Genomic DNA, 22,287 nt, shown 5'->3' on the forward strand with positions numbered 1-22,287 from the left:
GCGAAGGTCTCGATCCCGTCGAGGGCCTTGGCGGACGCGCTCCACCCGCGGACCGGGAAGCCGAACCCGGCCACCGCCCGGGCCGCGGCCTGGCCGAGCACGCCGAGCCCCATGATGCCGACCCGGCGCTCCGTCGCCGGCAGCACCGGCCGCGGGGTCCAGCGGCCGGCGGCCTGCTCCCTGCGGTAGAACGGCAGGTCGCGATGGAGCGCCAGCACCGCCATCACGACGTACTCGACCATCGAGGCGGTGAGGTTCGGGTCGACCATCCGCACCACCTGGACGGTGCGCGGCAGCTCGCCGACCGGCAGATGGTCGATGCCGGCGCCGATACAGAACAGGGCCTCCAGCCGCGGCATTGCGCGGGGCAGGTCCTCCGGCGGCGTCCAGGCGACGAGGTAGCGGGCCTGCGCCGCCTCGCCGTGCGGATCCCAGTCGACGAGGCGCAGGTCCGGCGCTTCCCGGGCGAAGATGTCGTGCCAGACGGCGCCGCGGACCGGGTCCGACTTGTAGGCGACGAGGGGGTGGGTCGTGGCATCGGCGGGGGTCATGGGGGCCTCGCAGCTCTCGGTCGCAGGTCGGATCGCGCGCGATGCCGTCGCCGCGGCTCCGCGATACCCGGACGATACCGGGACGCGCTTCGCGGGAGACGCCGAATGTCGCGCGGCGCGCAGGCGGAATCGCCAAGGAGCGTGAGCCCTTGACGGCAGAGGCTGCCGCGGCGCGCTCCCTCCGGCCCGAAGCCGCCCCCTTGCCCGCTCCGTTGCCCGCGCCCTTGTCCCGCCCGAGCGAGCCGCGCCCCGGCAGGACCTGCCGTGGGGCGGGGGCGAAAGCGCAGGATCGCCGATCCCGAGGCCGGCACAACGGAGTCCGGCGCTCCCCGGCGCCCCTTAGGGTTCCGCCACGGTTGACCGCCGCACGGTCCAGCACCGCAAGGGGAGCCCGATGGCCCATCTCAAGCCCAAGTACATCACCTTCGATTGCTACGGCACGCTGATCTACTTCGAGATGGCGCCCGTCGCCCGCCGCCTCTACGCCGACCGCGTGAAGCCCGAGCGCATGGACGCCTTCGTGGAGGACTTCTCGGCCTATCGCCTCGACGAGGTGCTGGGCCCGTGGAAGCCCTACAAGGAGGTGGTCGCCAACGCCCTCGTCCGGACCTGCAAGCGCAACGGCGTCGCGTACCGCGACAGCGACGCCGACGCGGTCTACGCCGCCGTCCCGACCTGGGGCCCGCACCCGGACACGGTCGAGGGCCTGGCGAAGGTCGCCAAGGAATTTCCCCTGGTGATCCTGTCGAACTCGATGAAGGACCTGATCCCGCACTCGGTCGCCAAGCTCGGCGCCCCGTTCCACGCCGCCTACACGGCGGAGGAGGCCCAGGCCTACAAGCCGCGGATGCAGGCCTTCGAGTACATGTTCGACCAGCTCGGCTGCGGCCCCGAGGACGTGCTGCACTGCTCGTCGAGCTTCCGCTACGACCTGATGACCGCGCACGACCTGCGCATCACCAACAAGGTCTGGGTCAACCGCGGCCACGAGCCGGCGAACCCCTATTACGGCTATCACGAGATCAAGGACATCCGCGGCCTGCCGGGGCTGCTCGGCCTGTAAGCCCGGCCCGGGCCCGGCCGCCGACCGAAGGGTCGCGGCCGGGCCTGCTCCCGTCCGCCTTCCAGGCGCCGCTCCCAGCGCGCCGCGCCCCATCGCCCGAGGACATCCATGTTCACCCAGGACCGCCTGCGCGATCCCGCGCTCCTGCGCTTCCAGGCGCTCATTGCCGGCGAGTGGCGCGACGCCGAATCCGGCGCCAGCCTGGCCGTGACCGACCCGGCGACCGGCGAGACCCTCGGCGCCGTGCCGGATTGCGGCGCGGCCGAGACCCGCGCGGCGATCGCGGCGGCGCAAGCCGCCTTTCCGGCCTGGCGCCGCACCGCACCCGCCGAGCGCGCCGCGATCCTCGAGCGCTGGAACGCCCTGATCCTCGAGAATGCCGACGACCTGGCGGCGATCATGACCGCCGAGCAGGGCAAGCCGCTGGCGGAAGCCCGCGGCGAGGTCGCCTACGGGGCGAGCTTCGTGAAGTGGTTCGCGGAAGAGGCGCGGCGCATCACCGGCGACGTGTTCACCGCGCCGGTCGGCGACCGCCGGGTGCTGGTGCTCAAGGAGCCGGTCGGCGTCTGCGCGGCGATCACGCCGTGGAACTTCCCGATCGCGATGATCACCCGCAAGGTGGCGCCGGCCTTCGCCGCCGGCTGCCCGATCGTCGTCAAGCCCGCCGACCTGACGCCGTTCTCGGCGCTGGCGCTCGCGGTGCTGGCCGAGCGGGCCGGCGTGCCGAAGGGCGTGTTCAGCGTCGTCACCGGGCAGGCGGCGCCGATCGGCGCCGAGATGACCGGCAGCGAGACCGTGCGCAAGCTGTCCTTCACCGGCTCGACCGCGGTCGGGCGTCTGCTGATGGCCCAGTCGGCCCCGACCATCAAGCGCCTGAGCCTGGAACTGGGCGGCAACGCGCCCTTCATCGTGTTCGACGACGCCGATCTCGACCAGGCGGTCGCCGGCGTGATGGCGTCGAAGTTCCGCAACGCCGGCCAGACCTGCGTCTGCGCCAACCGCATCCTGGTCCAGGACGGCATCCACGACCGCTTCGCCGCCCGCCTCGCCGAGGCCGTGGCCGGGCTCAAGATCGGCAACGGCTTCGAGGCGGGCGTCACGATCGGCCCGCTGATCAACGACGCCGCGGCCGCCAAGGTGACGGCGCATCTCGACGACGCGCTCAAGCACGGCGCCCGGCTGGTTGCGGGCGACGCGGACGCCGTGCGCGGCCGCTTCGTGCCGCCGCTGGTCCTGACCGGCGCCGACACCTCCATGCGGCTCGCCGTCGAGGAGACCTTCGGGCCGCTCGCGCCGCTAATGCGCTTCTCCCGCGAGGAGGACGCCGTCGCCATCGCCAACGCGACGCCGTTCGGCCTCGCCTCGTACTTCTACACCTCCGACATCCGCCGGGCCTGGCGGGTCGGCGAGGCGCTGGAATTCGGCATGGTCGGGCTCAATACCGGCACGGTCTCGATGGAGGCGGCCCCCTTCGGCGGCGTCAAGCAGTCGGGGCTCGGCCGCGAGGGCTCGGCCTACGGCATCGACGAGTACCTGGAGCTCAAGTCCCTCCACATGGGCGGTCTGTAGACCGTCCCTCGCCCTTCGCGCGCCCCGGTCCTCTTCGCAGGGCCGGGGCGCGCGTCCCGCACCTGCACGAGACCCGACGCGATGACGAACGAGACGAACGCCCCGACGCTGCGCTCGATGACCGGGGCCGACCTCGAGGCGGCGCACGGCCTCTCGGTGGAGGTGCGCTGGCCGCACCGGGCCGACGACTGGCGCCTGATGCTGGAGCTCGGCCACGGCCTCGTCGCCTGCGACGAGGACGGCCAGGTGACGGGCTCGGCGATGTGGTGGCCCTTCGGCGAGAGCCTCGCCACGATCGGCATGGTGATCGTCTCGCCGCAGAGGCAGGCGAAGGGCACCGGCCGGCGGCTGATGCGGGAGCTCTTCGCCGCCGCGGGGGACCGCACCATCCGGCTCACCTCGACGGAAGCCGGACGGCGCCTCTACGAATCCGAAGGGTTTCGCGTCACCGGCGGCCTGACCCAGTACCACGGCACCGCCGACGCCGCGGCGGCGGTCGACGACGCGAGGGTGCGCCCGGCGACCGAGGCCGACTGGCCGGGCATCGTCGCCCTCGACCGCGAGGCCTCCGGCGGCGACCGCAGCCGGATGCTCGCGGCTTTGCGCCGGGTCGGCGCGATCAGCGTCCTGGAGGAGGGCGGCCGGATCGCCGGATTCGCGGTCTGCCGCGCCTTCGGCCGCGGTCACCTCGTCGGCCCGATCGTCGCCGCCGACGAGCACGCCGCCGTGGCGCTGGCGAGCCCGCACGTGCGGACCCATGCCGGCACGTTCCTGCGCCTCGACACCACCGAGCGCGACGGGCCGCTCGCCGCCTTCGCGCAGGCCTGCGGCCTCGCCAACGTCGACGCGCCGGTGACGATGACCCGCGGCACGATTCCCCAGGCCGGCCCGGCCCGGATCTTCGCCGTCACCAGCCAGGCCTTGGGATAGGCAGGGCTTGAACCAGGCAGGGCTTGGGGCCAGGCAGGGCTTGGGGCCAGGGCGAGGCGGCATAGGCCGCCTCGCTCAGCGCTCCTCGCCGAACAGGGTGGCGAGCGGCAGCTCGGTCTTCACGATCGGCGTGCGCAGCACGATGTAGCTGAAGTACTTGGCGATGCCGACGTTGCGCTCCAGCAGCGCCTCGATCACTTCCTGGTAGTGCGTCAGGCCGCGGGTGACGAACTTCACCAGGTAGTCGTAGCCGCCGCTGACCACGTGGCCCTCGATCGCCTCGTCGATCTTGCGCAGGGCCTGCTCGAAGCGCTGGAAGTATTCCGGCGTGTGGCCGTTCAGCGTGAACTCGGTGAAGACCGTCACGGTCTCGCCGAGCTTCGGCAGGGCGATATGGGCGCCGTAGCCGGTGATGTAGCCGGCCTGCTCCATGCGCTTGACCCGCAGCAGGCACGGGCTCGCCGACAGGCCGACGGCGTCCGCCAGCGTCACGTTGGTCATGCGGCCGTTCTTCTGCAGCTCGATCAGGATCTTCATGTCGATCCGGTCGAGCCTGGTCGTCTGCTGGTTCACGAGAGGCGTATCCCGATTCCGTCCCCGCGGAGAACCGCGGCGCCGGGTGGAATGCGAGGCCTCGACGCGGGCGGGCGGGGACCGGCTCGGGCCCGGGCCCGGGCCGCGGAGGCCGGACGCCCGCGGCGCCGCGAGCCCCGCACAGCCGCCCGGAGGACGAGACCTCTTGGATGAGGGCCCGTCACCATGTCAGACTCACGCCCGGTTGTCATGATGGGTTGTCGCCACGGAAGGGCGGCCGGACGATCCTCCAGCGCCGCGAAGTCGCTGAAGGCACTCTCCGAGGCGACGAAGCGCAGCTGCATCAACCGGCCCGTCGCGTCGTCGATGAACACCAGCAGCGTGCAGGGCGCAGCCCGGTCCTCGAACCAGCGATGCTCGCTGCCGTCGATCTGCACCAGCTCGCCCAGGCCTTCACGGCGCAGCCGCGGCTGGTGCACGCTGCGCCGCTGCCGGCGCGACAGCCACAGGCCGGCCGCGCTCATCCAGCCCCGCAGCGTCTCGCGCGACACCGCCAACTGGTGATGCTCCCGCAGCATCTCGGCTGCCAGGGTCGGACCGAAATCCGCGTAGCGCTCCCGCACCAGGCTCATGGCCAGTTCGCGCAACGCCGCGCTCAGGGCCCGGTTCGAGCGCCGCCCGCGGCCCTTGTGGCGCAGACCCGCCGCGCCGTCCGAGCGGTACGCCTTGGCCAGCCGCTGGGCCTGCCGCCGGCTGATCCCCAGGGCCTCGGCGGCGGACGTCACGGTCTGGCGACCCGCTTGTACCGCCTGCAGCACCTCGACCCGGCGCAACTCGCGCTCGCTCATCAGGACCCACCTCATGGCGACCTCCCGCGGTCCGCAAAACGGGGGAGTGTGCCATTCCTACTTGGCTCAAGTGGGACATTCTAACTTTGCGCCTACACACACGATTCGCATAAGGTAGGTTATGGAACTCGAATGCCGTTGCCGGTCTCAGGGCGGACGCTTCCGGGCTCCATCGGCGGATCCACCACGCCGACCCCGCCGGTCATATTCTCGCGCCTTGCCATCGACGTGTCGATGCAGGCGCCTCGCGCATCAGCGCCGACGCCCGTTCGGGCTGAGCCAGCGCCTTCGAACGGATCCGTTCGAAGGCGCGGCGGTATCAGACCGGCCGCCGGCGCGCGCCCTGCCGGGCGGCGCGGCGCAGGATGAGCCCGAGCTGCTCGGCCGAGTACGGCTTGTGCAGGAGCTCGAAGCCGTGGGCGTCGTCCTGCGCCAGGACGTGGCTGTAGCCGGAGGCGAGCACCACGGGCAGGTGCGGCAGGCGCCGGCGCAGCTCGCGGGCGAGCGCGAGGCCGCCCATGCCGGGCATCACGACGTCGGAGAACACCACGTCGAAGCCCGCCCCGTCGGCTCCCAGCCGCGCGAGGGCCTCCTCGGCGTTGGTCGCCCAGGCGGTGCGGTAGCCGAGGTCGTGCAGGATCTGGGTGCAGAAGCGCCCGACCTCGATGTTGTCCTCGACCACGAGCACGCGCTCGCCGGCGCCGATCGGCGACGCCCCGAGATCCGCGCCGGCCCCGTCGCCGTCCTCCGCGGCGGCCGGTGCCTCCGGCAGGTAGAGGGTGAAGGCGGCGCCCCGGCCTGGACCGCTCGTCACGTCGACGTCGCCGCCCGACTGCTTGGCGAAGCCGAACACCTGGGACAGGCCGAGGCCGGTGCCGCGCCCCACCTCCTTGGTGGTGAAGAACGGCTCGAAGATGCGACCGATCAGGTCCGGCGGCACGCCCGGCCCGCTATCGGTGAGCGAGATCGCCGCGAAGGCGTTCTGCGAGCCGGCATGGCCCCGGATCGGCGGCATCGCGGTCCCGCAGGCGACCGCGAGCGTCAGCGTGCCCTCGCCCTCCATCGCGTCGCGGGCGTTCACCGCCATGTTGATCAGCGCGGTCTCGAACTGGCTGAGATCCGCGCGCACGAAGCACGGACGGTCGGGCACCGTCACGACCACCCGCACCCGGGCGCCCGTGACCGTGTCGATCATGTCGGCGACGCCGCGCACCTTCTCGCCGACGTCGAAGACCGCCGGCAGCAGCGCCTGCCGGCGGGCGAAGGCGAGGAGCTGGCCGGTGAGCCTGGCGGCCCGGTCCACCGTGTCGGAGACCGCGTCGAGGTAGCGGCGCTTGCGCGCCTCGGGCAGCTCGGGCCGGCGCAGGAAATCCACCGACGAGCGGATGATGGTGAGCAGGTTGTTGAAGTCGTGCGCGACCCCGCCGGTGAGCTGGCCCACCGCCTCCATCTTCTGCGACTGGCGCAGGGCCTCCTCGGCCTGGGCCAGGGCGGCGGCCTGGGCCTTGACCGCCGTCACGTCGCGCACCGTGGCGTAGACGCGCCCGTCCCGCGGCACGGCGTTCCAGGACAGCCAGCGGTGCGAGCCGTCCCGGTGGCGGGTGCGGGTCTCGAAATTCGCCTGCGCCTCGCCGCGGGCGAGGCCTGCGGCCGCCGCCATCGTGGCCGGACGGTCGTCCAGATGGACGAAGTCGAGGAACGAGCGGCCGACGAGCTCGCTCTCGCTCCAGCCGAGCAGCGCGGTCCAGGCCGGGTTGAGGCTGAGGAGCTGGCCCTCGGGGGTGGCGACGCAGAACAGGTCGGTCGAGGCGCGCCAGATCTGGTCGCGCTCGGCGGTGCGCTCGGCGACCTGTCCCTCCAGGGAGGCGTTGAGGATCCGCAGCGCCTCCTCCATGCGCTTGCGCTCCGAGATGTCGCTGAAGAACACCGCGACCCGCGCCTGCGCGGGATCGCCGATCCGCAGCGCCCGCACGTCGAACCAGCGCCCGAACACGTCGGCCTGGTTCTCGAAATGCACCGGCTCGCCGGTCAGCGCGACGCGGCCGTAGGTGTCGAACCAGTGCCGCTCGAGGTCGGGGGCGAACTCGCTCACCCAGAGGCCCGCCACGTCGGCTCCCGTCTGGCGGGCGAAGGCCGGGTTGGCCTCGGCGATCCGGTAGTCGACCGCGCGGTTCTCGCCGTCGAACCGCATCTCGAGGATGCAGAAGCCGACGTCGATGCTCTCGAGCAGGGTGCGGTAGCGCTCCTCGCTGTCGCGCAGGGCCGCCTGCGAGCGGACCTGCTCGGTGACGTCGTAGCCGCCGACGAAGATGCCGGTGATCGCCCCCGTTCCGTCCCGCAGCGGCTGGTACAGGAGGTCGATGGCGCGCGCGGCCTCCTCGCCGGCGAGCAGGATCGGCATGGCGCGGGCCGCGAAGGGCTGGCCGGTGCGGTAGACCGCGTCGAGGAGCTCGTAGAACCCCTGGCCGGCGAGGTCGGGAAAGGCCTCGCGCACGGTCCGCCCGAGGTAGTCGCGCTCGCCGGCGATCGTCACGTAGGCGTCGTTGACGTAGTCGAAGACGTGGGCCGGGCCGCGCAGCACCGCGACGAAGCCCGGCATCTGCTGGAAGATCTGCTCGCGGCGCTGGTGCGCCTCCTGCTGCGGCGCGCCGGCGACCGGGTGGTGGAGCACCGCCGCGACGGCGCCGGAGGCGTCGCGCACCGGGACATGGGTGACGCTCCGGCTCTCCCCGGCGAGGGCGCCCTGCCCCGCGCCGGCGAGCGCGACCGTGTCGGGCCGGCCGCTCGCGACCGCGCGCGCGATCGAGGCCCGCACCGGCCCGGCCAGGTCCGCCGTGCCCGGGACCGCCTCGGCGAAGGGCCGGCCGACGAGGTCGTCCAGGCCGCGGCCGATCCCGTCGCGATAGGCGCGGTTCGCCGTCAGGACGCGGCCCTGCGGGTCGAGGACCAGGCAGGGCTCGGGCGCGGCGTCGAAGAGGCTGCGGTAATCGAGGTCCGGCGGCGCGCTCATGCGGCGGCCCGGGACGGGCGGGATCGCGGCCGGGGACCGGGCGGCACGACGACGGACGGGCGCGCGACGGGGCGGCGCGGAGCGAGCGGGACAACGACCATGGCCTCCCGTCCTACCACCGGCGCCGCGACCTGTCGCCGACCGTCGGCGGACGGCGCCCGGCCCGTCGCGGGATCCCCGCGCGCGACCCTCGCGGGGTTTGCCGCCTGCGGGTCCCGGCGATGGCCCGGCCGCAGGTTGGAGCCCGCGATGCCGTGCCTTGATCTCGGCGGCTTTTGCGTGTTCGCCATCGTCCGTCCCCGAATCCTCCCTTCCGTCGATCGGTCCGCATGCTCCTGAGAGGCGCGTCTCCCGCGAAGGTCCTGGTGGTGAGCACGAGCCCGGACACGCTGAACCACAATGCGCCGATCCGGTCCGCCCTGCGCGACGGCTTCGCGGAGGTGCTCGGCGCGGCGTCCGTGCGCGCGTGCCCGCTGGAGCTCGCCGGGGAGGCGGTCGCGGGCTTTCGCCCGGGCCTCGTCGTCGCGCTCGGCAGCGTCGCGGTCGATTCCGCCCCCCTGCGGGAGCTGGCGCAGGGCGTCCGGCGGGCGGGGGCGCGCCTCGCCGTGTGGCTCCACGACGATCCCTACGAGTTCGATTACGCGGCCAAGGCCGAGGACCTCGCCGATCACCTCTTCACCAACGACCGCTGGGCCCTGCCCCATTACCGGCATCCGTCGGTCTCGCACCTGCCGCTGGCGGCCTGCCGGCGCACCCACGACCGGCCGGTGCGGCCGATGGCCGGGCGGGCCCTCGACCTGTTCTTCTGCGGCGCCGCCTTCCCGAACCGGATCGCCCTTCTCGAACGCGCGCAAGCCAGCCTCGCCGGGCGCCGGGTCGAGATCCGCGGCGCGGGCTGGCCGGCCGGCCTGCCCTTCGCCGAGAACACCCGCATGAACCCCGCCGCGATGGCCGACCGGGCGAGCGAGTCGCGCCTCGTCCTGGCGGTCGGCCGCGACCTCGACATCGCCAACCGGCGCTTCCGGCTGCCGGCCTCGACGCCGGGGCCGCGGGTCTTCGAGGCCGCCCTGGCGGGCGCGCCGCAGCTCTGCTTCGCCGCCGGCCTCGAGATCCTGGACTACTTCGAGGAGGGGCGCGAGATCCTGCTCTTCGACGACGTCCCGGAGATCGCGGCGGCGATCGACCGCTCCCACCGCGAGCCCGCCGCCTTCGAGGCGATGGCCGGGCGCGCCCGCGCCCGGGCGCTCGACGCCCACACCTACGCCCACCGGGCGCGGACCATTCTGGCGGTGATGGCCGCGTGACCGGAAGCCCGATGTCCTTCGCCAAGCCCTTCCCCGACCCCCTCGCCGAACCCCTCTCGGTGCTCCTGCTCGACACCGAGCCGAGGACCAGCAACGCCTACATCACCCTGGCGATCGCCGACGCCCTGCGGCGCCACCCGTCGGTCGCACGGATCGTCCGCGCGAGCCACGCCGACGCCGTGGCGCTGGCGCAGGACGCGCTGGCACGCGGCGAGCGGTTCGACCTCTTCCTCGCCTTCGGGGGGGCGAGCCGCCACCACGCCCTCCTGCGCCGCCTCTGCGCGCTCGCCGGCACCAGCGCGCTCTGGACCACCGAGGACCCCTACCTGAGCGCCGCGAATGCCCGGCTCTCGGGCTGCTTCGACCTCGTCTTCACCAACGACCGCGGCTCGCTGTCCCGCTACGGCGCCGGCGCCCGGCACCTGCCGCTCGCGGCCACGCCCCTGTTCCAGGACCTGCCCGTCCGGACGGAGGATGCGGCCTACCGCTACGACCTCCTGTTCGTCGGCACGGCCTGGCCGAACCGGGTCGCGACCCTCGACCGGATCCTGTCGACCTGTCCCGGCGACCTGAAGGTGAAGATCGCGCTGCCGGGCAACGACTACCTGCCGCAGCCGGTGCTGGCGCGCGACGACCTGATCGTCGACTGGCGCTGCGGCAACGAGGACTTCGCCCGGTTCGCCAATGCGAGCCGGGTCGTGCTCACCCTGCCGCGGATCTTCACCGCCGGCGCCGACGAGGCGGCGGCCGGCACGACGCCGCCGCCGCGGCTGTTCGAGGCGGCGCTCGCCGGCGGCGCGCAGCTCGTCGTCGGCGCCGATCCGGAGATCGCCGACTACTACGAGCCGGACCGCGAGATCCGCCTCGCCAGCGAGGACGACGTCGTCGCGGCGATCGCCGCGATGCTGTCCGATCCCGCCTCCCGCATCGCCATGGCCGAGCGCGCCCGCACCCGCACCCGGGCCGAGCATCTCTACGACCACCGGGTCGACGTGATCCTGCGGGCGGCGCGAGAGACGATGCCGAAGCATCGGGCCGGCCTCGTGCCGTCGAGCGTCGCCGGACCGGCGCCCGCCCGGCCCCGCATCCTCTTCGTCGCCCATAACCGGGTCGGGCGTCGCCAGGGCGGCGGCGTGGAGTTCTACCAGGAGCAGCTCGCCGGCGCGCTCGCCGGTTTCGACTCCCTGTTCCTCTATCCCGCCTTCGAGGAGGGGGCCTGGGTGATGCGCCTCGACGAGGGCGAGACCTCGGAGGCGCTGCCGATCCCGCCGGCGGAGCGGCTGCTCGCCAGCCCGGAGATCGAGGCGCTCGTCGAGCGCATCCTGGTCGAGCGCCGCATCGACCTCGTCCACGTCCACCACCTGCTCGGCCTGCCGCTCAGCCTGCCGGCCGTCGCCCGGGCCCACGGCGTGCCGGTGGTGATGCAGCTGCACGACTTCTTCCTGGTCTGCAGCCGCTTCACCCTGCTGAACCAGCACGGTGCGTTCTGCGACGTGGTGCATCGCGGCACGCGGCACTGCGACGGCTGCCTCGCCACCGCCGAGGGGCTGCCCGCCGGCGCCAAGGCGCGGCGGGACGGCTTCGTGGCGCGCATGCTTCGCAGCGTCGACGCCTTCGTGACGAGCACGCCGGCCACCGCCGACTACGTCCGCGCGTTCTACCCCGAGGCGGCGGCGCGGGTCGCGGTGATCGAGATGGTCGACGCGGAGCCCGCGCCCGCCCCGCCGCGGGCCTCCGTCGCCCACGCACCCCGCGCGCCCTTGCGGGTCGCGGTGCTCGGCAACGTCGTCGACCACAAGGGCGCCCGGACCCTGCTCGAGCTCGTCCGCATCACCGAGGGCGAGGCCGTCGTGTTCGAGGTGCTCGGCTACGTCGAGAGCTACCTCGTCGCCGCCTTCGAGGCGCTGGAGGGGGAGCGGCTGACGATGCGCGGCGGCTATGCCCGCGAGGAGGTGCCGGCCCTGCTCGCCGGCTGCGACGTGTCGCTCCACCTGTCGCTGTGGCCCGAGACCTACATGATCTCGCTCACCGAGGCGTGGCGGGCCGGCCTGATCCCGATCGTCACCGATCTCGGCGCGCCGGGAGAGCGGGTCACCGACGGCGTCGACGGCCTCATGGTGCCGCCCGGCGATTCGGGCGCCCTGCGCCAGGCCCTGCGGCGCCTGGCGCACGATCCCGATCTCGCCGCCTCGCTGCGCGCCGCGATCCGGCAGAAGACCTTCCCGACCGTGGCCGGGCACGCCGCCCGGATGGCGGCGCTCTACCGCGACCTGATCGCCGCCCGGCCCGTGCCCCACGACGCGGCTCCCCATGAGCACGCCGTCCCGACCGGGCGGCCGTCGGCGCCCTTCACCCTCTCGGCCCGCGACCTGGGCTTTCGCCTCAACCATCCCGACTGGACCGACCCGGCGATCGTCTGGGACGGGACGAGCGAGGCGAGCGCCGCGACGGGCGCCCTGCCGCCGCCGGCGGCGGCCCTGCCCGAACGGGCGCTGGCGCCGGGCGATCCCGACCTGTCGTGGGAGATCGCCGACCTCGTGATCGACGGCCAGCGGCTGCCCGGCCGGATCGGCGCCTGCGCGGCCTGCGACGGCGTCTCGCTGCGCGGCTGGATCTGGCATCCGCGGGCCGGGCGCCCGGCCCGGACCTGGCTGCGGCTGCGCTCCGGCGACGCCGCGGCCTACGTCGCCGCCCTCCCCGAGCGCCGGCCCGAGCTCGCCGCCCGGTTCGGCAACGGGCGGGCCGAGCAGGCCGGATTCGCCGCGCATCTCCGCATCGCGGACCTGCCGGCGGGGCCCTGCACGGTCGACCTCCTCCAGGTCTATGCCGACCACGTCGCGGTGGCCCACGAGGTCGCGCGGATCGTCGTCCCGGCCCTGCCCGCGCCGGGTCCGGTGACGCCGTGGCGGCACGGCCTGCCGGTGCCGGAGGCGGGCTTACGCCGGAGGGCGGAGCCCGCGACGGTCACGGGCCACGGGCTGCAGACGATCGAGGGCGTGCCGGTGGCGCGCCAGGGCGGCCTCACCCGCATCGCGGTGGCGCTGCCGGCCGGCGCGCGAAGCGGGCAGCCCGTCCTGGTTCTCGAGGGCGATGGAGGCACGGCCTGGACGAGGGCGGCCTGGACCGGGGAAACGTCGGACGACGGGGCGGCGCGGGCCGGGGCCGAGGCGCGGGTCCGCGAGATCGCGCCGGGAACCTACCGCCTCGGCGTCGCGATCCAGGGCGAGGACGGGGCGGACCTCCACGAGACCGGAACCACGCTCTTCGTCGCGCCGTCCTCCCGCCCCTGCCTCGTCACGGCGGAGCCGCCGCAGGCCCTGCGGCGGGCCTGGATCCGGCGCGTGCGCAGCCGCCCGAACCTCGATGCGGTCGCCCTCGGCGAGGCCTCGACCCTGCTCGGCACCACCGTCACCGTCTCGGGCTGGTGCTTCGTGCCCGGGCGCGGCCGGCCGCTCGCCTGGATCGCCCGCTGGGGCACCGGGCGCGGGCGCCGCTTCCTGGTCGCCGAGAGCTTCGCCCGCCAGGACGTCGCCGCCCACCTGAAGGAAGCCGACGCCCTCACCGCCGGCTTCGAGTTCCCGCTGCCTCTCGCCGCCCTCCGGGACGGGGCGCTGACGGTGTTCCAGGTCTACGAGCGCGGCGCGGTCGCCCTCGCGGGTTTCCCGCGGCACGTTGCGGGCATAATTCCGGCAGGGACGATCCCGGAGTGAAGGCGGGGGGCTCGCCCCCGCCCCTGTCTCACCACTTGTAGCTCAGGCTCGCGGTGATGCGGCGCTGCTCGCCGTAGAAGCAGGCGGTGACCGACTGGCACGACGAGACGAAGCGCTTGTCGGCGAGGTTGGCGGCGTTGATGGCGAAGCGCCAGTTGTCGCGGCTGTAATGGATCACCGCGTCGAACAGGGCCCGCTCCGGCACCGTCAGGGTGTTGTTCACGTCGGCGAAGGAGCGGCCGACGTAGCGCACGCCCGCGCCGAAGCCGAAGCCGGCCCAGTCGCCGGTCGGGATGGTGTAGTCGGCGAAGACCGAGGCCAGGGTCTCGGGCGTGTTGGTCGGCGTCCGGCCGATCGTGCCGACGTCGCCCTTGGTGATCTCGAGGTTGTAGCTCGTGAACGACGCGACGACGTTGAGGTCCTTGGTGATGTTGGCCACCAGCTGCGCCTCGAAGCCGCGCGAGCGGGTCTCGCCGAGCTGGAGCTGGTTGAGGGGGTTGGTCGGGTCGGCGGTCAGGGTGTTCGACAATGCGAGGTCGAAGGCCGCCACCGTCAGGAAGGCGTTCGCGCCCGGGATCTCGTACTTGACGCCGGCCTCGTACTGGTCGCCGGTGGTCGGCTTGAACGGCTGGCTGAAGAAGTTGGTGCCGACCTGCGGATTGAAGAAGGTCGAGTAGCTGATATACGGCGCCAGGCCGAAATCGAAATTGTAGATCAGCCCGTAGCGTTGCGTGTAGGCATTGGCCGATTGCCGCGTCTGCGTGCTGGCGAGCCGGTTGTTGACCTCGTTCGAGGTGAAGTCGCCGCGGCCCGACACGACCAGGGTCAACTCGGGCGTGAGCTTGATCTGATCCTGGAAATACAGGCCGAGCTGCTGGAACACGTCGTAATTGACGAGGTAGGGCGCGACCGGAACCGTCGGCGAGCCGTAGTTCGGCGTGATGATGTTGAACGGCGCGACCGTCGGGCCGGCAAAGCCGCCGGTGGCCTGGTTGTCGTTGAGCTGGAAGTTCTTGTAGTCCAGGCCCATCAGGAAGGTGTGCTTGAACAGGCCGTCGTCGAACCGGGCCACGGCCTGGTTGTCGACGTTGAACAGGCGCGCGCGCGAGGCGGCGCGGAAGCGGTAGCGGGAGATCAGCGTCTGGTTCGCGTCGGCATAGCCGAGGCCGCCCAGGAACGCATCGTCGAGCGAGTCGCTGAAGGCGTAACGCAGGTTCTGGCGGAAGGTCCAGGTATCGTCGAAGACGTGCTCGAACTCGTAGCCGACGCTGGCCTGGCTGCGACGGTAGGTGTTGTGGAACGGGTCCGAGACGTTGTCGTGCTGCGGGATGCGCAGGCCGAGCACCGTCGGCCGCACCGTGCCGTAATACGGCAGGAACGCATTGAGGCGGCCGGTATCGTCGTACTGGAAGCTCGACAGGAGCGTGAAGGTCGTGGCGCCGTCCGGCTTGTAGGTGAAGGCCGGGGCGATGTAGCCGCGATTCTCGTCGAGGCCGTCGACCTGGGTGCCGCCCTGCCGGCCGATGCCGGTCAGGCGGTAGAACCACTTCCCTTCCTTGTCGGCCGGCCCGCCGAGATCGAAGGCGAGGTATTTCTGGCCGAACGAGCCGCCGCCGACCTCGACATAGTTCAGGGGCTCGACGGGCGGCTTCTTGCTGATGAGGTTGATCAGGCCGCCGGGCCCGCCCTGGCCGAACAGCACCGCGGCCGGGCCGCGCAGCACGTCGATCCGCTCGAGGCCGAACGGGTCGACCTTGTAGGCGGCGAAGCCGTAGTTGAAGAGCTGCAGGCCGTCCCGGTAGAGGCCGGTGTCGTTGGCGGTGAAGCCGCGGATCAGGAAGAAGTCGACCCGCGGATCCGGCCCGAAGACGTTGCCGAAGACACCGGCCGAGTAGCTGATCGCCTCGCCGACCTGCTGCGGCTTGAGCGCGTCGAGCTGCTCGCGCCCGATCACGGTGACCGATTGCGGCGTCTCGATCAGCGGGGTGTCGGTCTTGGTCGAGGTCAGGGTGCGCTTGGCGACGTAGCCCTCGATCGGGCCGCGCGGGTCCTCCTTCGGGCGCGCGGCGACCACCGTCCCTCCGGGCCGGGCGCCGTTGCCCGCGACGTCGATCGCCTCGAGCTGGATCGCGCCGCCGGCAGCCGCGCCCTGGCGGGGCGGCGTCGCCTCCTGCGCCGCGGCGCTCCCGGCCGCGACGGCGAGGCCGATCAGGGAGACGCTGCCGGCGAGGGCGGCGAGGCGGCGGGACCGGGGGAGGACGTGGGAGGGGGAACGCATGTCGTGACCTTCGGGCAAAGGGCCGCCCGCCCCGGGGATCGCGATCGCCCGGGCTGGCTCGGCTCTTTAGAATGGTACTAAGTTATTGTACCTGCTGGTTTTTTTCTAACACGTCCGATCGGGATGCGAAGGTGGAATCCTGGATCGCGCAGGGGATGTTAGTGCACGTGGCATATCGGCAACGCCAGCGCAGGGCGCGTCTCGTCGGCCCCGTCCCGGCCCCGCGGTCATAATCCTGCGCGAAGCTCGTGATAGCGACGGCACTCCTCGGAGGCTGGCCGCATCCAGGCTGCTGGCATTACGCGAAAGACGCTTCGGTTGAAGGCGGCCGTCCAAATGACTAGTGAGTGAATACGCTCGACCGAATGCCGCCGTGCCGCGCGCACCTGTCGGGACTGTCAGAAGCAAGTGGTTACCGCGCTGATGATCAAAAAACTCGTCCGCACCATGCTGCGTCCTCGCGGAGCTGCTGCGCTCTTCGATGCGGATTTCTACTTCAGAATGAACCCCGACGTTGCCGACGGCGGGCATGATCCGTTCGAGCATTACATGGCGAGCGGCTGGCGTGAGGGACGCGACCCGTCACCGGCCTTCTCGACCCTGTACTACAAGGACAAGTACCTCGATCCCGCTCAGCCGGCGGTCAACCCGCTGGTACATTACTGCTCATTGTCGACAGATGACCGCCGCGCCACGCCGACCTACTCGATGGCGGATTTCATCGAGATCCAGCGGACCGTCATCCGCGACTACTTCGACGCGGAATTCTACGTCCGTACCTACGGGCTCGCGTCCGGCATCGACCCCCTGCACCACTACCTGTCCGGTGGCTGGCGCCACGGCTGCGAGCCCAATGCGGATTTCGTGACGTCGGATCACGTCAACCGCAACCTGCACCTGCGCTACAGCGGCCTGCCCCCGTTCTACCATTACGTCTCGACCTACGCCCTGATCGGGCCGGCCGCACCCCTCGTGAAAATCGCGGAGCGCCGCGCGGCGGATTCGACCAGAGTGGACCCGGACGAGCCGGACGCGGAAACCCGTGCCGTGATCGCGGCGATCGCCCCCGAATTCGACGAGAACTATTATCTGTCGAGCTATTCCGACGTCAGGGAAGCCGGCATCAACGCCCTGTTTCATTACGCCCAATACGGCTGGAAGGAGGGGCGCAATCCATCGGAGCTGTTCTGGGTCGACTATTATCGGAGCCGCTACATCGAGGACGTGCCGGCGACCGTCGACCCGCTCTACCACTACGTCACCGAGGGGCGTGCCCTCGGGCTGAAGCCGAACCCGTACGGCACCGAGCTCTGGCCGGAGCCGACCGCGCCGACGCGAGAGGAATGGGCGGCGGCGCGGCCGGCGGCGGACCTGGCCTCCGCCGAGGTCGTCGTGGTGATCCCGGTCTACAAGGGCTACGAGGAGACGCTGCGCGCGGTGCACGCCGTGCTCGCGAGCCCGCAGGCGAGCCGCTTCGCGCTCCTGGTGGTCAACGATCGCGGCCCGCTGCCGGAGCTGAACGACGCGCTGGCCGCGCTCGCCGAGCAGGGCCTGTTCCTGTACGTCGAGAACGGGACGAATCTCGGCTTCGTCGCCTCGGTCAACAAGGCGCTCGCCCTGTGCGAGACGAAGGACGTGATCCTCCTCAACTCGGACGCGATTCCCTACGGCGACTGGGTCGACCGGATGTTGTGGCACGCCCGGGCCAACCCCGACGCCGCGACGATCACGCCGCTGTCGAACAACGCGACGATCTGCAGCTACCCGCAATTCGACTTCAACAACCGCATCCAGCTCGAGCTCACCCTGCCGGAGCTGGACGCCTGCGCCAGTGCCTGCAATCGCCGGCTCTCCTCCGAGATCCCGACCGGCGTCGGCTTCTGCTTCTACATGCGGCGCTCGATCATCGATGCGATCGGCGCCTTCGATGCCGAGACGTTCGGACGCGGCTACGGCGAAGAGAACGATTTCTGCCTGCGCGCCCGGAAGGCGGGTTACCGCAACCTGCTGGCCCATGATGTCTTCGTGTATCATTCCGGCGGCGCTTCGTTCGACAACACTTTCACCAAGAACATGGCGGAGATCGAGAAGCGACTCCTCGGCAAGCATCCGGACTATACGTCCCAGATGCTGAGCTACGTGGCCGCCGACCCCGCCCGGGAGGCGCGCATCCGCCTCGATCTCTTCCGCCTGGCCCGGAGCCTCGGGCCGAAGACGGTCGTGTTCGTCACGCATAACCGGATCGGAGGCATCGTCACCCATATCCGCGGCCTGGCGGACCGGCTGGCGAGGGACGGTCACGAGGTCGTGATCCTGAAGGTCGCGGCCGAGCAGAGCATCCGGATCGAGTGCCTGCCCGACTCGTCGCGGGCGATCCCGATCTCCGCCTGCGACACGTTGCAGATCGACGGGCAGGACCATCTCATCGCCGCCTTCCTCGAATGGCTGGGTCCCGTACTCACCCACGTGCATTCCTTCGTCGGCCTCGACTGGGCGTCGACGGAGCGGATGATGGCGATCGTCCGGGCGGCCGGTCCCTACGCCTTCACGCTGCACGACTATGCGGCCGTCTGCCACCGCAACGACCTCGTGACGCCGCTCGACCGCTTCTGCGGCCTGCCGGACGCCGAGGGCTGCCGCCGCTGCATCGCCATCGATCACCGCAGCCACGGCGTGGCGGACCCGGCCGTCCGGCGCGAGGCCTATGCGCGCTTCCTCGCCGACGCCGCCGTGGTGCTGTCGCCCTCGCACGACATCGCCCGGCGCCTCGCACCGCACCTGCCCGGCAGCCGGATCACGGTCCGGCCGCACGAGGAGACGCTGGAGGCGCGTCCGCGCCGCGTCGATGCGGCCGCCGAGGGGACGACGGAGCCGCCCGCGCCCTTGCGCATCGCCGCGCTCGGCGGTGTCGGACCGCACAAGGGATCGAACATCCTGCACGATCTCGCCACCGACGCCCGCCTCCGCAAGCTGCCGATCCGGTACGAGGTCGTGGGCTACAGCAACATCCCCGACCGTCTCGCGGCCCTGGACGTCCCCGAGACGGGCGCCTACGCGAGCGACGAGGAGGCGATCGACCTGCTGCACGAGCGGCGGATCGACCTGGTCCTGATCGCCTCGATATGGCCGGAGACCTACTGCTACACCCTCTCCCTCGCCCTGGCCGCCGGCGTGCCCCCGGTGGTGTTCGATCTCGGCGCTCCGGCCGAGCGCCTGCGCGCGCGGGGCGACGGGGTGATCGTCGATCCGGCCCTCGCCCAGGATGCGAGCGCCCTCAACGACCTGCTGCTCGGCCTGTCGCTGCCGGACCTGTACGCGCGGCGCGGCGCCTACGAGCGTTGCGCCTATCCCGACCTGCTGCGGAGCTATTACGGCCTGTCGGAGGATCGGGCCGAGGGGCAGGCCCGGCTCTCCGCCTGAGCCTCGGGGCGCCGCGGCTCACCGCGGCGCGAAGGTATCCCGGATCGCCTTCGCGTTGCGGCGGACCATCGGGCGAAGCCAGGCGCCGGAGGCCAGGTAGGCGCCGGGCCGGACCGGCGCGAGGGCGGCGGCGAGGTCCCGCGCGAGGCCGGGCCCCGGCGCGACGTCCGCGTCCGCGGCGGTCGCGTGCCGGTAGACGACGGTCGTGTCCTCGCGCCGGTAGGCCGGATGCGGGGCGAGGCCGGCGCGGCGGGCGGCGTGGTCGAGGGTCTGGCGCACGAAGCCGTGGACGTGGGCGAAGTGGAAGCGCTCGTGCGGCGGCTTGCCGGTCGCCGCCATGTTGGGCACCGCGGCGTAGAGCACGCCGCCGGGCGCGAGCCGGCCGGCCAGCCGCACCAAGATGTCGACGGGGTCGCGCAGGTGCTCCAGCACGTGGTGGACCGCGACGACGTCGAAGGCCTCCTCGCCCGGGAGGTCGTCGAGCCGGTCGAGGACCCGCGCGCCGTGCGCGGCCCGGGCATAGGCCGCGTAGGTGCGGCCGGGCTCGATCCCGGTGACGTCGCAGCCCCGCGCCCGCGCGGCGGCCAGGAACTCGCCCGAGCCGGAACCGAAATCGAGCACCCGGGCGCCCGGCTGCAGGGCCGGGCCGAGCAGGCCCGCGCGCAACGCCGCCTCGCGCCGGGAACGGGCGAGGTGGTGACGCGGCGGGCGCCGCCCGAGGGCGAACTGGTAGGCGGCGCGGTAGGCCGAGGCGTAGTAGGCCTCCAGTTCGGCCGCGCTCGGCATCGGGTCGGTGCGGATCAGTCCGCATCCGGTGCAGGCGACGGAGCGCAGCCGCTTCAGCCGCCGGTCGGTCTCGGCCACGACCAGGGTCTCGGATCCGCCGCAGAGATTGCACGCCATCCCTTCGCCCCGGTACGGATAGCCGGTGAACGGGACGGCGTGCCGGACGAGGTGGAGCGGTGAGGACATCGGCGGCCTTTGTCTCGACGGGGCGACCGGCGCATTGCCGGGATCCCCGGATATAGGACGCGCGAGCGCCCGGCCTTCATCCCCCTGGGTCAGGCGCGCGGAGGGCCCCGATGTTCGAGCTGAGCCAGCTGCGCTGCTTCGTGGCGGTGGCCGAGGAGCTGCATTTCGGCCGCGCCGCCGAACGGCTGCACCTGACCCAGCCGCCGGTGAGCCGGCAGATCCAGGTGCTGGAGCGCGTCCTCGACGTCGCGCTCCTCAGCCGCACCAGCCGCGCCGTCCGCCTGACCCCGGCCGGGCGCCGCTTCCTGGTCGAGGCGCGAAAAATCCTGCGCCTGTCGGACGAGGCGGCGGCGACGGCGCGGCGGGTGGCGGCGGGCCAGGCCGGCAGCGTCACCCTCGGCTTCACGGCGGCCGCCGCCTACCGCACCCTGCCCGACCTGGTGCGGGCGGCCCGCCGCCGCCTGCCGGAGGCCGACATCCTCTTGAAGGAGATGGTCAGCGCCGCCCAGGTCGCGGCCCTGGGTTCGCACGGCATCGACCTCGGCCTGATGCGCCCGCCCCTGCCGCCCGCCGCCGACGGGAGCTTGCGCATCGCCCGCGAGACCCTGGTGGCGGCGCTCCCCGACGACCATCCCCTGGCGGCGGGCGAGAGCGTGACGGCGCAAGGTCTCGCCGCCGAGCCCCTGATCGCCTACGCGCCGGACGAGGCGCGCTACTTCCACGACCTCGTCGGCGACTACTTCGCCGAAGCCGACCTCGCGCCGCAGGCGGTGCAGCACCTGGCGCAGATCCACACCATCCTGTCGCTGGTGCGATCCGGCCTCGGCCTCGCCCTGGTGCCGGAATCGGCCGCCGCCTTGCGGGTCGCCGGCGTGACGCTCCGGCCCCTGGTGCCGGTACCGCGCCGGCCGGTGGAGCTGTTCCTGGTCTGGCGCCGCAGCAACGACAACCCGCTGATCCCGATCCTGGCCGAACTCGCCGGGGCGCTCGACGGATCGATGCCCGAATTGGATTGAACCATGCCGACATGGTGCTGGAACGGCATCGTGGCCGGGCGTAGACCTCGACGCCAGCGGGGGACAGCCCCGAGCCCGAGATGAGGAAACCCGCCCCGATGGCCACCGCGCTCTCGCCCGTCGACGTCGCCCAGCGCCTCGGCGCCGGCCTGCTCTCCTTCCCGGTGACACCGTTCGCCGCCGATCTCGCCTTCGACGAGACGCAGTACCGCAGCAACCTCGACTGGCTGTGCGGCTACGACGTGGCCGGCCTGTTCGCGGCGGGCGGCACCGGCGAGTTCTTCTCCCTCACCCCGGCCGAGGTCGCCCGCGTCGTCGGCGTCGCGGTGGCCGAGACGAACGGCCGGGTGCCGGTGCTCGCCGGCGCCGGCTACGGCACCGCCATCGCCTGCGAGATGGCGCAAGCGGCGGAGAAGGCCGGTGCCGACGGCCTGCTCCTGCTGCCGCCCTATCTCGTCGGCTCGGAGCAGGACGGGCTCTCGGCCCATATCGAGGCGGTGTGCCGCTCGACCGGACTCGGCGTCATCGTCTACAACCGCGACAACGCGGTGATCGGCCCCGACGCCCTGGCGCGGCTCTGCGAGAAGCTGCCGAACCTCGTCGGCTACAAGGACGGCATCGGCGACATCGAGCTGATGACCCGGGTGTACTCGCGGCTCGGCGACCGGCTGACCTATATCGGCGGCCTGCCCACCGCCGAGACCTTCGCCCTGCCCTATCTCGAGATGGGCGTGACCACCTATTCCTCGGCGGTGTTCAACTTCGTGCCGGGCTTCGCCCTCGACTTCTACGCCGCGGTGCGCCGGCGCGACCGGGCGGCGGTGGCGCAGGGCCTGCGCGACTTCATCCTGCCCTTGATCGAGATCCGCAACCGCCGCAAGGGCTACGCCGTCTCGATCATCAAGGCCGGCATGCGGGTGGTCGGGCGCGATTCCGGCCCGGTGCGCCATCCCCTCACCGACCTCACCGCCGCCGAGCAGGCGGAGCTCGCCGCCCTCGTCGCCCGGATCAGCCCGGCGCAGGCACTGGCGGCCGAATAGGCGTGGGATAGTGTCAGGCGGTGCCGCCCCTCGCGGGCAGTA

The 22,287-nt window shown here is 72.3% G+C and carries 13 protein-coding genes and 1 pseudogene (1 of these 14 running past the window's edge); 8 read left to right on the forward strand and 6 right to left on the reverse strand.

The features are described 5' to 3' along the window. On the reverse strand, positions 1-551 hold the 5' portion of the coding sequence (locus A5481_RS27335; protein WP_064504425.1) for a 2-hydroxyacid dehydrogenase. The gene continues 403 nt to the left of window position 1, outside the view; only the first 551 of its 954 coding nucleotides appear in the window; it begins with the start codon at positions 549-551; the stop codon falls past the left edge of the window. A gap of 394 nt (positions 552-945) precedes the next feature. On the opposite strand from A5481_RS27335, the gene A5481_RS27340 reads away from it, so the two are divergent. The 3 genes from A5481_RS27340 (at position 946) to A5481_RS27350 (ending at position 4,113) form a co-directional block, all read left to right on the forward strand. Then, on the forward strand, positions 946-1,614 hold the full coding sequence (locus tag A5481_RS27340; RefSeq protein ID WP_064504426.1) for a haloacid dehalogenase type II: 669 nt from the start codon (positions 946-948) through the stop codon (positions 1,612-1,614). A gap of 108 nt (positions 1,615-1,722) precedes the next feature. Next, positions 1,723-3,183: an NAD-dependent succinate-semialdehyde dehydrogenase gene (locus A5481_RS27345; protein ID WP_048435519.1), complete on the forward strand. Its 1,461-nt coding sequence runs from the start codon at positions 1,723-1,725 to the stop codon at positions 3,181-3,183. Positions 3,184-3,264: 81 nt separating this feature from the next. Next, complete coding sequence (locus A5481_RS27350) at positions 3,265-4,113, forward strand: GNAT family N-acetyltransferase (protein ID WP_048435520.1); 849 nt, start codon at positions 3,265-3,267, stop codon at positions 4,111-4,113. Positions 4,114-4,188: 75 nt separating this feature from the next. Here the strand turns inward: A5481_RS27350 and A5481_RS27355 are convergent, their stop codons facing one another. From A5481_RS27355 to A5481_RS27365, 3 genes and pseudogenes are all read right to left on the reverse strand, one after another. Continuing rightward, a complete protein-coding gene (locus A5481_RS27355) occupies positions 4,189-4,686 on the reverse strand; it encodes an Lrp/AsnC family transcriptional regulator (protein WP_280818896.1) in 498 nt (165 codons plus the stop codon). Between the two features lie 251 nt (positions 4,687-4,937). Next, a pseudogene (locus A5481_RS27360) lies at positions 4,938-5,510 on the reverse strand (helix-turn-helix domain-containing protein); the annotation flags it as partial. 304 nt (positions 5,511-5,814) lie between these two features. After that, the gene (locus tag A5481_RS27365; RefSeq protein ID WP_064504427.1) at positions 5,815-8,505 is read right to left on the reverse strand and encodes a PAS domain-containing protein; all 2,691 of its coding nucleotides are present in this window, start codon (positions 8,503-8,505) and stop codon (positions 5,815-5,817) included. Between the two features lie 329 nt (positions 8,506-8,834). On the opposite strand from A5481_RS27365, the gene A5481_RS27370 reads away from it, so the two are divergent. Then, positions 8,835-9,809: a CgeB family protein gene (locus A5481_RS27370; RefSeq protein ID WP_048437510.1), complete on the forward strand. Its 975-nt coding sequence runs from the start codon at positions 8,835-8,837 to the stop codon at positions 9,807-9,809. Then, positions 9,806-13,519, forward strand: coding sequence for a glycosyltransferase family protein (locus tag A5481_RS27375; RefSeq protein ID WP_156312204.1), 3,714 nt, complete (start codon positions 9,806-9,808; stop codon positions 13,517-13,519). Before A5481_RS27370 ends, A5481_RS27375 begins: the two co-directional genes overlap by 4 nt. 28 nt (positions 13,520-13,547) lie before the next feature. Here A5481_RS27375 and A5481_RS27380 read toward each other — a convergent pair whose 3' ends face one another. Then, positions 13,548-15,797, reverse strand: a complete 2,250-nt coding sequence (locus tag A5481_RS27380; protein ID WP_064504428.1) for a TonB-dependent siderophore receptor — start codon at positions 15,795-15,797, stop codon at positions 13,548-13,550. Positions 15,798-16,298: 501 nt separating this feature from the next. Between A5481_RS27380 and A5481_RS27385 the strand changes: the two genes are divergently transcribed. After that, a complete protein-coding gene (locus A5481_RS27385) occupies positions 16,299-19,217 on the forward strand; it encodes a glycosyltransferase (RefSeq protein ID WP_082172935.1) in 2,919 nt (972 codons plus the stop codon). An 18-nt stretch (positions 19,218-19,235) separates the two neighbouring features. Here the strand turns inward: A5481_RS27385 and A5481_RS27390 are convergent, their stop codons facing one another. Then, a complete protein-coding gene (locus tag A5481_RS27390) occupies positions 19,236-20,189 on the reverse strand; it encodes a class I SAM-dependent methyltransferase (protein WP_048432154.1) in 954 nt (317 codons plus the stop codon). Positions 20,190-20,299: 110 nt separating this feature from the next. Here A5481_RS27390 and A5481_RS27395 point away from each other — a divergent pair, with 110 nt between their 5' ends. Both A5481_RS27395 and kdgD read left to right on the forward strand, forming a co-directional pair. Further along, positions 20,300-21,205, forward strand: coding sequence for a LysR family transcriptional regulator (locus tag A5481_RS27395; protein WP_048432153.1), 906 nt, complete (start codon positions 20,300-20,302; stop codon positions 21,203-21,205). 98 nt (positions 21,206-21,303) lie between these two features. Further along, positions 21,304-22,245, forward strand: a complete 942-nt coding sequence (gene kdgD, locus A5481_RS27400; RefSeq protein ID WP_048432152.1) for a 5-dehydro-4-deoxyglucarate dehydratase — start codon at positions 21,304-21,306, stop codon at positions 22,243-22,245. The last annotated feature ends 42 nt before the right edge of the window (positions 22,246-22,287 follow it).

It is taken from the genome of Methylobacterium platani (assembly GCF_001653715.1).
Taxonomy (GTDB): domain Bacteria; phylum Pseudomonadota; class Alphaproteobacteria; order Rhizobiales; family Beijerinckiaceae; genus Methylobacterium; species Methylobacterium platani.